The organism is Rhodococcus sp. NPDC055024 (assembly GCF_053608585.1).
This window is the reverse complement of sequence record NZ_JBSGVT010000003.1, coordinates 1-12,553: the sequence shown is the minus strand read 5'-3', so window position 1 is coordinate 12,553 and position 12,553 is coordinate 1. Positions and strand designations below refer to the sequence as shown.

The 12,553-nt window shown below is 61.7% G+C and carries 9 protein-coding genes and 2 rRNA genes; all 11 read right to left on the bottom strand.

Annotated elements, in window-relative coordinates:
- Window positions 1–2 precede the first annotated feature (2 nt).
- Complete coding sequence (locus ACWF6P_RS08935) at window positions 3–1,763, bottom strand: CTP synthase (RefSeq protein ID WP_003946139.1); 1,761 nt, start codon at window positions 1,761–1,763, stop codon at window positions 3–5.
- A gap of 155 nt (window positions 1,764–1,918) precedes the next feature.
- Complete coding sequence (locus ACWF6P_RS08930; protein WP_283304820.1) at window positions 1,919–2,872, bottom strand: copper transporter; 954 nt, start codon at window positions 2,870–2,872, stop codon at window positions 1,919–1,921.
- A complete protein-coding gene (steA, locus tag ACWF6P_RS08925; RefSeq protein ID WP_452620796.1) occupies window positions 2,869–4,053 on the bottom strand; it encodes a putative cytokinetic ring protein SteA in 1,185 nt (394 codons plus the stop codon). The genes ACWF6P_RS08930 and steA overlap by 4 nt, the downstream gene beginning before the upstream one ends.
- An 86-nt stretch (window positions 4,054–4,139) precedes the next feature.
- Entirely contained in the window at window positions 4,140–5,918 is a 1,779-nt protein-coding gene (gene recN / locus ACWF6P_RS08920; protein ID WP_452620795.1) for a DNA repair protein RecN, read from the bottom strand.
- Window positions 5,919–5,920: 2 nt separating this feature from the next.
- Window positions 5,921–6,868 carry an NAD kinase gene (locus ACWF6P_RS08915; RefSeq protein ID WP_378446109.1) on the bottom strand — a complete coding sequence of 316 codons (948 nt, stop codon included), beginning with the start codon at window positions 6,866–6,868 and terminating at the stop codon, window positions 5,921–5,923.
- The gene (locus ACWF6P_RS08910) at window positions 6,865–7,704 is read right to left on the bottom strand and encodes a TlyA family RNA methyltransferase (protein WP_452620794.1); all 840 of its coding nucleotides are present in this window, start codon (window positions 7,702–7,704) and stop codon (window positions 6,865–6,867) included. The genes ACWF6P_RS08915 and ACWF6P_RS08910 overlap by 4 nt, the downstream gene beginning before the upstream one ends.
- 1 nt (window position 7,705) lies before the next feature.
- Entirely contained in the window at window positions 7,706–7,948 is a 243-nt protein-coding gene (locus ACWF6P_RS08905) for a hypothetical protein (protein WP_452620793.1), read from the bottom strand.
- Window positions 7,949–8,024: 76 nt separating this feature from the next.
- Window positions 8,025–9,008 (bottom strand): HAD-IIA family hydrolase, encoded by a 984-nt coding sequence (locus tag ACWF6P_RS08900; protein ID WP_452620792.1) that lies wholly within the window; start codon window positions 9,006–9,008, stop codon window positions 8,025–8,027.
- The gene (locus tag ACWF6P_RS08895; RefSeq protein ID WP_452620791.1) at window positions 9,005–9,943 is read right to left on the bottom strand and encodes a hypothetical protein; all 939 of its coding nucleotides are present in this window, start codon (window positions 9,941–9,943) and stop codon (window positions 9,005–9,007) included. The genes ACWF6P_RS08900 and ACWF6P_RS08895 overlap by 4 nt, the downstream gene beginning before the upstream one ends.
- 61 nt (window positions 9,944–10,004) lie before the next feature.
- Window positions 10,005–10,121, bottom strand: a 5S ribosomal RNA gene (gene rrf, locus ACWF6P_RS08890).
- Window positions 10,122–10,267: 146 nt separating this feature from the next.
- A 23S ribosomal RNA gene (locus ACWF6P_RS08885) occupies window positions 10,268–12,553 on the bottom strand; the annotation flags it as partial.

The following is a 12,553-nucleotide window of genomic DNA, read 5'->3' as shown; positions in this document are numbered from 1 at the left end:
GGCTAGACCTTTTCCACGTTCTCGACTGCAGCGTCGAGCGCTGTCTCGGTGGCAGCGGTGTCGATCTTCTCGTCACCGTGGACGTCGACGGGCAGGCGCTCTTCGAGCTTGTACGTCAACGCTGCTTCGACGAAGGCCGCGAACAGCGGGTGCGGGCGTGTCGGACGGCTCTTGAGCTCCGGGTGTGCCTGGGTGGCAACGAAGAACGGATGCTGCTCACGCGGGTACTCGACGAACTCGACCAGGTGGCCGTCCGGTGAGGTTCCACTGAACTGCAAGCCGGACTTGGCAATCCGATCGCGGTAGGTGTTGTTGACCTCGTAGCGGTGACGGTGACGCTCGGAGACGTCCTCGGTTCCGTAGGCCTGAGCGACGACGGAACCCTTGGTCAGCACGGCCGGGTAAGCACCCAGACGCATGGTGCCACCGAGGTCGGCGTCACCGGCGATGACGTCTTCCTGATCAGCCATCGTCGAGATGACCGGGTGCTTGGTGTCCGGCTCGAACTCGGCCGAGTTGGCATCGTCGAGGCCGACGCTACGAGCAGCTTCGATGACGACGCACTGCAGACCCAGGCACAGACCCAGCAGCGGCAGCTTGCGCGAACGTGCGAAACGGATCGCCCCGAGCTTGCCTTCGATGCCGCGGATGCCGAAGCCGCCCGGGATCAGAACACCGTCGACGTCACCGAGAGCGGCCTGCGCTCCGGCTTCGGTCTCACAGGCGTCCGACGGGACCCAGGAGATCTCGACCTTGGACCGGTTCGCGAATCCACCGGCGCGCAGTGCCTCGGTGACGGATAGGTATGCGTCGGGCAGGTCGACGTACTTGCCGACCAATGCGACGCGCACGGTCTCGCGCGGCTGGTGAACACGATCGAGGAGGTTGCCCCACACGGTCCAGTCGACGTCGCGGAACGGGAGACCGAGCTGGCGAACGACGTAAGCGTCGAGGCCCTCACGGTGCAGAACCTTCGGGATGTCGTAGATCGAGGGAGCGTCGGGCGTCGAGATGCAGGCGTCGACGTCCACGTCGCACATCAGGGCGATCTTGTTCTTGAGGCCCTGCGGAACGTCGCGATCGCAACGAAGGATCAGCGCGTCGGGCTGAATGCCGATGCTGCGCAACGACGCAACCGAGTGCTGCGTGGGCTTGGTCTTGAGTTCTCCGGAGGGGCCGAGGTACGGCACGAGGGAGACGTGCAGGAAGAAGACGTTGTCGCGGCCGACGTCGTGGCGGACCTGGCGAGCGGCTTCGAGGAAGGGCTGCGATTCGATGTCGCCGACCGTTCCACCGATTTCGGTGATCACGACGTCCGGGCGGTGCCCTTGCAGATCCGGACCGCTCATCTCGAGGATGCGACGCTTGATCTCGTCGGTGATGTGCGGGATGACCTGAACGGTGTCACCGAGGTACTCGCCGCGGCGTTCCTTGGCGATGACCGTCGAGTACACCTGGCCGGTGGTGACGTTCGCCTGGCCGGAGAGGTCACGGTCGAGGAACCTCTCGTAGTGTCCGACGTCGAGGTCGGTCTCGGCACCGTCTTCGGTAACGAAGACCTCGCCGTGCTGGAAGGGGTTCATGGTGCCCGGATCCACATTGAGATAGGGATCGAGCTTCTGCATGGTCACGCGCATTCCCCGCGCGGTCAACAACTGTCCCAGGCTCGAGGCGGTCAAACCTTTGCCGAGCGAGGAAGCTACACCTCCGCTGACGAAGATGTGCTTGGTGGCGGTACGCGTGTTAGTGCGTGACTGTGGCAAAGGGGCTCCCGTGACGACTGTGCAGGGCTTGGTCTGATGAAGCATGCTGGGGCCTGCCGACCCACGGGATTTCACGGTAACACCTATCGGGGGTCGGTGCCTACAACGCGCCGACTTTCCGCCCCCGATGTGACCGGCGTATCAATACCGGGGTGTCAGTTGGTAGGTGCGCCGACGGTGACCGCCGCCGCTCCCGGTCCCGTGCCGTAGCGGCCCGCGCCGCCGTTCAGCTGTTCCTGCAGTGCCAACGGCGTCGTGATCTTGCCCGACTCCCGATCGATGTTGTCGATGGTCGTCAAGCCCGCTGAGAGCGCCGCATCCGCACGGGCGACGGCAACTGGACCACTGCCCTCGGCCGAGCCGGGACGGCCCGCGAGAATCGTTCCTGCGCCGCGTCCGTCGAGCGCACCCGCAAACCGGGCGATCACAGCGCCGCGGTTACCTGTGGCTGCGTCGGATTCGCTCTTGTTGTCGCCGGTGAGAACGACCGCGAGCTGAGCCGGCTTGACCGCGCCGTCGTCGTAGCTGATGAAGCCGGCGCTGCGCAGCGAGTCGAGCGCAAGATTCATCTCGTCCGGAGTGCTCTGCGGTTCGCTGCTCTGCCCGTTGAGAAGCAGAACCGATCCGAGCAGATCGCCCGCGAGACTGCCCTGATCGACCGCACCGGTCTTGAGGGTGATGCCCGCAGGAATGACATTGGTGACGACGGTCCGCAAGCGGTCACCACCCGTGGCGTCGACAAACGAATCGGTGAGCGAGACACGTCCGGTCACGGCGCCGCCGGCGGCAGTGACGAGTCGGTTGACACCGTCGAGATCACCGGGATCGGCGTCCGGTGCCGTGATGACGACGACGGTGCGACCAGCGAGACTGTCACGCACGACGCGACCACCGACAGCGGCATCGAAGCCGTCCGCGGAATTGAGTTGCTGCTGAAGCTGATTGGACTGTTGATTGAGGTCTTCGATCTCGTTCTGCAGGTCTGCCTTGTCGTCACGCAGACCCGAAAGCAATCCACTGGACAGCATTCCGGAACCCAGCACCACGCCGATCGCGAGTGCCAGGAAGATTGCCGCTATGGAAATTGCATGTTGACGCATCGAAATCACTTGAAGAGCCCCTGAACCCACAGCGCGAAGCTGTTCCACGTTGCGACTGCCCAGTCGAGAACTTCACTACCGGCATTGGACACGACCAGGGCGACGATCACTGCCACCAGGGCGGCAAGCACCAGGAGCGCGATCGCGCCGCCGGACACTCGACTTCGATACAGCGTTGCGACGGCCTTGGCGTCGACTAGTTTCGGTCCCACTTTGAGCCGCGTCATGAATGCCGACGGATTGCTTTCACGGCGTCCGCGGTCGAAGAATTCGTCCAAGGACACCACGTTGCCGACCGTCACGATCAGCGAAGCCCCGTGATGATCGGCAAGGAGCAAAGCAAGGTCGGTCGGTGAGCAGGTCGCGGGGAACGTCATCGCCCCGATACCGAGATCCTGGATTCGGGAAAGTCCTGCAGCATGACCGTCCTGGTCTGCGGGCAGAACAACTTCGGCTCCGGACTTGAGGGTGGAACTGGTGATTTCTTCCGGGTCGCCCACGATCAGATCGGGGCGGTATCCGGCCTTGCTCAACACGTCCGCACCTGCACCGACACCGATCAGAATCGGCGAGTACTCCTTGATGAAGGGCTTGAGGTTTTTCAGATCGGCCTCGTGTTCGGGGCCGTCCGAGACGACCACGACGTGGCGATCCTTCAAATCGATGTCGATGTCCGGGACACCGATTCCGTCGATGAGCAACGGACTTTCGGTGCGGATGAACTCGATGGTGTTGCCCGAGAACGCTTCGAGGTGATCCACCAGGCCGGTCTTGGCCTCGATCATCCGGTCGGAGATCTCGGCTTCGGTCTGCTCTTCACCCTTGACGAGACTCTTCTCGCCGTTGAAGACCTCGCCCTCGTGCAGGCGGATCTTGCTGCCGTCCTTGACGTTCTTGAAGACGTCACTGTCTACGGCATCGATCAGAACGATGTCGTTGGCGACGATCACTTCCGGTCCGAGGTTGGGGTAGCGCCCCGAAATCGACGGCGACGCGTTGACCACGGCCATGACTCCGGCTTTCACCAGAGCATCGGCGGTCCGGCGATCGATGTCGACTTCGTCGAGGATCACGATGTCTCCAGGACCGACACGGCGTAAAAGCTTCGCCGTGTTCCGATCGGCCCTGGCGATGCCACTGATCCCAGGCAAGGATTCGGTGTTACGTGAGAGCAATCCGGGCATCTTCATGGCTTCGATGATGAACCTGAAACCGCCTTGACCGGTGGAGGCGCGCCGACAACTACCACATCAGTCACACCAACACCACAGAACCTTCAATCTGTGACGCGGGCCGCATTCGCGATCTCGAGCAGTTCTTCGGCGTGTGCACGCCCGGTCTCGGTGTCGTCCAATCCTGCCAACATACGGGCCAACTCGACCACCCGATCAGAATCCGACAAAGTCCGCACACCACTGCTGACCACTCCGCCCTTGTCGTCCACCTTGTCCACCACGAGGTGGGTGTCGGCAAACGCAGCGACCTGCGGAAGGTGAGTGACGACGATAACCTGATGCGTCCGAGCGAGTTTCGCCAATCGGCGGCCGATCTCGACGGCAGCGCGGCCACCGACCCCAGCGTCCACCTCGTCGAAAACCATCGTCGCGCCGGTGTCGCTACCGGCGAGAACCACCTCGAGCGCAAGCATGACGCGCGAAAGCTCGCCGCCGGAAGCGCTCTTACTGATGGGCAACGAGGGCGCCCCACTGTGCGCGGACAGACGAAATTCCACCTCGTCGACGCCGGCAGATCCGGCATGCAGGTCTACTCCCCCGACACTGAGCGGCGCCGAATCCTGCGGGCCCGCGGGCTGCGAACGAACCGTCACCTCGAGGCCCGCACGTCCCATCGCCAGACCGGCGAGTTCCGCGCTGACAGCCTTGGCGAGCTTTGCCGCCGCCTTGACTCTGGCGGCGCTCAGCTTGGTAGCTGCCTCCGCGGTCAGTCCAGCCGTTTCCTCGACCTGCTTGGCCAACAGCGACAACGCGTCCGAGGACACGTCGAGTTTGGACAGACGAGCGCGAGCGGTTTCCGCCCATTCGAGAACACCGTCGACATCGGCGGCGTACTTGCGAGTCAGAGTCTTGAGTTCGGACTGCCGCGACAGCAGCGAGTCCAGAGCCCCCGGATCGGCGGGTAGCCCGGAGAGATAGGTGTTGAGGTCTCCGGCAACATCGGTGACGACGGCAATAGCGTCGGCCAAGCGGGAACCGAGGCCGTCCAGATCGGCATCGGTGACCGACTCGATACGCGCTCGCGCTTCGGACATCAGGTCGAGCGCCGGCATGACCCCGACGTCACCGCTGGCCATGTCGTCACTACCGGCGAGCGCAGCGTGCGCTTCTTCGGCAGCGGAGCGGAGCGAGTCGAGTTCGCTGAGTCGACGCACCTCGGCAACGATCGCCGTATCCTCACCCGGCTCGGGTGCCACGCCGTCGATTTCGTTGAGCGCGAAGGTCAACTGGTCTGCCTCTTGCGCCAGTTCACGAGCCTTCGACGTGCGCTCGATCAACTCCGAACGAGCATCCAGCCACTCACGACGGTGTTTGCGGTACCGCGTCAGGAGCGTTCCGATTGTCTTGTCCCCGAAGCGGTCCAGTGCATTGCGTTGCTGGTCGGGACGAAGCAAACGCAGCTGATCGTTCTGTCCGTGAACCGTCAGAAGCGGATCCGTGAATTCGGAGAGAACGCCCGCCGGCACGCTTCGACCGCCGAGATGTGCACGTGAACGCCCGTCGCTGCCGACGGTGCGTACGGCGATGATAGTCCCGTCCTCGTCGCGCTCGGCCCCGGACGATTCCAGGATCCGGACGATTTCACGCTCGGTGGCCGGTGAAACGTCGTCGGCGATGAATCGTCCCTCGACGACGGCTCGCGACGCACCCAACCGCACGCGACCGGCATCGGCTCGCGCACCGCTGAGGAGGTGCAAGCTCGTGACGACCATGGTTTTACCCGCGCCGGTTTCACCGGTCAGGACGGTCAGGCCCTCGTGAAACTGGGCGCTGGCCTCGGAGATCACACCAAGACTGTCGATACGGATCTCTGCGAGCACGATTAGGGCTTCCTTCCTCGCCATCCGGTAACCGGAAGCTCGAACTTGCGAACCATCCGATCAGCGAAAGGCGCAGAGTCCAACCGGACCCACTTGACGGGAGTGGCGCCGCGAACGACCTCGACACGGGCGCCGGCAGGCAGTTCCAACGTACGACGGCCGTCACAGAAGACCAGGCCGTCGTGGCTACCGGCGACGGTCTCCACCGCGATGATCGAATTCGGGCTCGTGACCAACGGCCGCGCGAACAGCGCATGCGCGTTGCTGGGTACGACGAGCAATGCTTCTAGTTCAGGCCACACGACGGGGCCGCCTGCGGAAAACGCATAGGCGGTCGAGCCGGTCGGAGTGGACACGAGAACGCCGTCGCAACCGAAGGCAGAAACGGGTCGGCCGTCGACTTCGAGAACAACTTCGAGAACGCCGAGACGCGAACGGTTCTCGATACTGGCTTCGTTGAGCGCCCACCCGCGGTCGATGATCTCGTCGTCCACCCGAATCACGACGTCGAGTGTCATACGGGACTCGACGCGATACTCCTTGCGAACTACCTGTGCGAGAGCCTCGTCGAGATGCTCGGCCTCGGTCTCTGCCAGAAATCCGATCCGTCCGAGATTGATGCCCAATACCGGGATGGACGCTTCTTGCGCGAGTTCGGCGGCGCGAAGAAATGTGCCGTCGCCACCGAGAACCAGTACCAACTCGCATCCGACGGCAGCATCAGGGCTGGGATGAACAACCGTGACGTCGAGACCCGGCGCAGAGAATCCCGCGGGCTCCGTCATTGCTTCGATGCGCGAACTGTCTGCTTCGTCGACGAGGACTCGCAGTCCGATTCCCGCGCGCTCGAAGATCTTTCCGACTCGCTTGGCGGTTTCCGTGATGTCGCGTCGGCCGGGATGTGCGACAAGAAGGATCTCGCGCGACTCGCCGTTCGTGACCGCGTTCACTGGGGCCCTTCCTCTACAGCCTTGCGAATCATGTCCTCCACCGAAGAGATTCCCTCGGTGTCCGGCTCGTGATCACCGGACGTACCTGTCTTTCGAAGCCACAGGAAGTACTCGACGTTTCCCGACGGACCGGGCAATGGGCTGGCCACCACACCTAACGTCCGCAGGCCTACCTTTGCAGCAGCCTCCGACACGTCGAGCACAGCGGAAATTCGCAATTCCGGATCTCGTACGACGCCACCGGCACCGACGCGGTCCTTGCCGACCTCGAACTGAGGCTTGACCATCGGAACCAGGTCCGCACCGTCAGCAGTACAGGCGACAAACGCCCCGAGTACGAGTTTGAGAGAGATGAACGACAGATCCGCGACAACCAGGTTGACGGTTCCGCCGATGGTCTCCGCATCAATTGCACGAACATTGGTTCGGTCGATCACGTGCACCCGGTCGTCGGACTGCAGGCGCCACACCAGTTGTCCGTAACCGACGTCGACTGCGACAACTTCCTTCGCACCACGCGTCAGCAGAACATCGGTGAAGCCACCGGTGGATGCGCCGGCGTCAAGGCAGCGTCGGCCTTCGACCGTCAATCCTTCGGACCCGAAAGCGTCGAGGGCGCCGATCAATTTATGCGCCCCACGCGAAGCCCACGAAACTTCCTGCTCGACCTCGACGACCCGAAGCGGAGTACCGGCTTCGATCGCCGTCGCAGGCTTGGTAGCAACAGCTCCCGAGATGAGAACTCGGCCGGAGGAAATCAGTTCTTGCGCATGATCTCGCGACCGTGCGAGTCCGCGACGGACCAGTTCGGCGTCCACCCGTGCTCTACGTGCCACGTCAAGCCCTGTCCACAGAGGCGAGTGCCTGGACGAGCACCTCGTGTGCCTGTTCCAAAATATGTGCCTTCTGCGGAATCACACCTGCTCCGTGCTGATCGTTCGGATCGTGTTCGATGCCGCCGAGGCGCGCCAGCAAACCGTCGACGTCAGAACGTATGCGTTCCGGTTCGACGGTAGGGCGTGGCCCGGGCAACGGAGATCCGTTACTCGTGTTTCCGGGGTGCGGGGTCGGCGTGCTCATCGGGCACAACGTTAGTGCATGACTCTCGGTTACGCATACACCCGCACCCCCGCGAGTCGAACACATTTGCGAGAACTCAGACGAGCCAGGATGCAAACAGATCCGCCACGCCGGCATCCGACGCTTCCAGGGTCTGGAACGACGGATTCGCCCATGCGACAGGCGCAACCGCACGTAGAAGTGACATCTCGTCCCCGACAACCGGGCCGTCGACTACCAGCGCCGACCCGTTCACCGAAACGGACCACTTGGAGTCCGCACCGACCAGCGACTCGACGGCCGGCTGATTGAGCGAATCCAGGGTTGCTGCAATGTAGGTGGGACGCTGCTCAATCGGAGCCCGCAGTACGTCACCGGGCGTGCTCACACCGGTGAGAACCAACAGCGAGTCGATCGAAACAGCATGTGCGCCTTCGATATCGGTGTCCAAACGATCACCGACCACCAGAGGACGCGAGCACCCACTGCGAGCGAGCGCGTCCTCCATCAGCGGCGCAGCAGGCTTACCTGCCACCAACGGTTCCTGCTTGGTCGCAGCGCGTAGGGCTGCCACCATCGAGCCGTTGCCCAGCACCAAACCCCGCTCCGACGGCAGTGTTGTGTCCAGGTTCGCAGCCACCCACAGCGCGCCGGCCCTGATCGCAAGGCACGCTTCGGCAAGGATCGACCAGTTGGTCTCCGTCGAATGTCCTTGAACGACAGCAACCGGGGAATCCGCGAACTCACGAACCGGCAGCAATCCGACGCGTGTCACCTCGTCCGCAAGTGCGTCGGTGCCGACGACCAGAACAGCGGCACCGGGTTCGAGACGCTCCGCCAACAGACGCACGGCAGTCTGGGAGCTGGTAACCACACGATCGTCTTCGGAATCGAAACCCAGTTCCGTGAGGTGCGCCGACACTGCCGAAGGTGAGCGACTGGCATTGTTGGTCACGTAGTACAAAGCCTGCGAGCCTTGACCCAAAGCAGCCTGGGTACCGGGAATCGCATGAGCTCCGGCGTACAGCGTGCCGTCGAGATCGAGCAAAAGTACGTCGTACTGGGTACGAAGCACGGTCACTGATCTTCTCCGGTCAACTCGGCCACCCGTTCTTCAGCATCCGTGTCACCCTCGAGGTCTGCAGCTGCAGCGTTGAGGAACCACTTCAGTCCGTCTTCGATACGACCGGCTGCAACGAGGGCATCGGCGTACGCGTAGAACAAGCGAGCCGCAGCTTCACCGGTACGCGCTGCATCGAGATCCTTGGTCTGCAGTGTGACAACTGCCTGATCGAACTGTCCGAGATCCATCCGAGCACCGGCGACGACGATCCGCAACTCCGAAGCCTCGTCGCCTGAAAGCAGCGCAGCCTCGTCACTGCGACCGAGTTCGATCGCGCGTTCGGGTCGACCCAAACCGCGTTCGCAATCGGCCATCACCGCGATCAGACCCGGTCCACCAGCCATTCGACGGGCAGCACGGAGCTCGGAGAGAGCCTCGGCCCATTCACCCGCGTGGTAGGCAGTGATTCCGGCAGCTTCACGAACGACAGCAATGCGGCCGGCACGCTGACGAGCAGCGCGAGCGTGGAGCAGTGCAAGTTCCGGGTCTTCGTCGACGAGCTTGCCCGCCATGACGAGGTGACGCGCAACTGTGTTGGCGTTGTCCTTGTCGAGGCTGAGCAGATCCCGACGAACAGCCGGATCCAACTCGGTCGGCTCTACGTTATCGGGCAAATCTGGTTCGTCAGGTCGAGCTTGCTGACGGTTGCGGTCGCCGTCGCGCCCACGAGGGGTGAACCCACCCTCGCCGCCGCGACGCTGTCCGCCACTGAATCCGCCGCTATTGCTGTTTCCAGCCCTGCCACGGTTGTTGTCTCCGGCACCACCGCGGCGGTCTCCGCCTGCAGCGCTGCGTGATCCACGCCCGTCGTTGTCACGACGGGGGCCACCTGATCGAGGCGCTCCTCCCCCACGGAAGGACCGACGCTCGTCGCCATTCTCCGACACAGTCATTCCTTTCATACAACGCACGAAAGGGGACCCAGTATGTTGGGTCCCCTTTCGGTTAACGGGTGTTCGGCGGTGTCCTACTCTCCCACACCCTGTCGAGTGCAGTACCATCGGCGCTGAAGGGCTTAGCTTCCGGGTTCGGAATGGGACCGGGCGTTTCCCCTTCGCTATGACCGCCGTAACTCTATGAAACTGTCACAGTAACCAGCCCTGAACCAGATCCTCCACACACCCACCAACCTCAAGAGGGTTGATCGATGATGGATGATCGACATCAAGGTATCTGTGTGTTGTTTCAGATACCGCACAGTGGACGCGTAGCTTCTTTGTGGTAAGTCCTCGGCCTATTAGTACCAGTCACCTGCATGCATTACTGCACTTCCAGTTCTGGCCTATCAACCCGGTGGTCTGCCGGGGGCCTTAACCCCTCGAGGGGGTGAGAAACCTCATCTTGGAACAGGCTTCCCGCTTAGATGCTTTCAGCGGTTATCCCTTCCGAACGTAGCTAACCAGCGGTGCTCCTGGCGGAACAACTGGCACACCAGAGGTTCGTCCGTCCCGGTCCTCTCGTACTAGGGACAGCCTTCCTCAAGTTTCTTACGCGCGCGGCGGATAGAGACCGAACTGTCTCACGACGTTCTAAACCCAGCTCGCGTGCCGCTTTAATGGGCGAACAGCCCAACCCTTGGGACCTACTCCAGCCCCAGGATGCGACGAGCCGACATCGAGGTGCCAAACCATCCCGTCGATATGGACTCTTGGGGAAGATCAGCCTGTTATCCCCGGGGTACCTTTTATCCGTTGAGCGACACCGCTTCCACTTGCCGGTGCCGGATCACTAGTCCCGACTTTCGTCCCTGCTCGACCTGTCAGTCTCACAGTCAAGCTCCCTTGTGCACTTGCACTCGACACCTGATTGCCAACCAGGCTGAGGGAACCTTTGGGCGCCTCCGTTACATTTTGGGAGGCAACCGCCCCAGTTAAACTACCCACCAGGCACTGTCCCTGAACCAGATCATGGTCCGAGGTTAGAGGTCCAATTCGATCAGAGTGGTATTTCAACAACGACTCCACGATAACTGGCGTCACCGTTTCACAGTCTCCCACCTATCCTACACAAACCGAACCGAACACCAATACCAAGCTGTAGTGAAGGTCCCGGGGTCTTTTCGTCCTGCCGCGCGTAACGAGCATCTTTACTCGTAATGCAATTTCGCCGAGTCTACGGTTGAGACAGCTGAGAAGTCGTTACGCCATTCGTGCAGGTCGGAACTTACCCGACAAGGAATTTCGCTACCTTAGGATGGTTATAGTTACCACCGCCGTTTACTGGGGCTTAAATTCTCAGCTTCGCTCCGAAGAACTAACCGGTCCTCTTAACCTTCCAGCACCGGGCAGGCGTCAGTCCGTATACATCGTCTTACGACTTCGCACGGACCTGTGTTTTTAGTAAACAGTCGCTTCTCACTGGTCTCTGCGGCCCCACCCAGCTCAGACAGTAAATGTCGTCACCAGACAGGGCCCCCCTTCTCCCGAAGTTACGGGGGCATTTTGCCGAGTTCCTTAACCATAGTTATCTCGATCGCCTTAGTATTCTCTACCTGACCACCTGTGTCGGTTTGGGGTACGGGCCGTGTGAAAGCTCGCTAGAGGCTTTTCTCGGCAGCATAGGATCACTGAATTCGCCTCAATCGGCTACGCATCACGTCTCAGGCTTGTATGCGACCCGGATTTGCCTAGGTCACGCCCTACACGCTTACACCAGTATTACCACTGACTGGCTCAGCTACCTTCCTGCGTCACCCCATCGCTTGGCTACTACCAGATCAGGTCCCATGCATCCACCAACTCGAGACCCGAAGGTCTTCTCGTGGCTTCAGGATGGTTAGTATCACTGATTCACCATGGGCGCGTTCACACGGGTACGGGAATATCAACCCGTTGTCCATCGGCTACGCCTGTCGGCCTCGTCTTAGGTCCCGACTCACCCTGGGCGGATTAACCTGGCCCAGGAACCCTTGGTCATTCGGCGGACGAGTTTCTCACTCGTCTTTCGCTACTCATGCCTGCATTCTCACTCGTGTGGCCTCCACGGCTAGGTCACCCTGCCGCTTCCATGGCCACACGACGCTCCCCTACCCATCCACACACCTGCCCAACACTCCGCAGAGTGAAGGGGGGCTATTGCGTGAATGCCGCAGCTTCGGTGGTGTACTTGAGCCCCGCTACATTGTCGGCGCAGGATCACTTGACCAGTGAGCTATTACGCACTCTTTCAAGGGTGGCTGCTTCTAAGCCAACCTCCTGGTTGTCTTCGCGACCCCACATCCTTTTCCACTTAGTACACGCTTAGGGACCTTAGCTGGCGATCTGGGCTGTTTCCCTCTCGACTACGAACCTTATCGCCCGCAGTCTCACTGCCGCGCTCTCACTCACCGGCATTCGGAGTTTGGCTGATTTCGGTAAGCTTGTGGGCCCCCTAGACCATCCAGTAGCTCTACCTCCGGTGAGAAACACGCGACGCTGCACCTAAATGCATTTCGGGGAGAACCAGCTATCACGGAGTTTGATTGGCCTTTCACCCCTACCCACAACTCATCCCCTCAGTTTTCA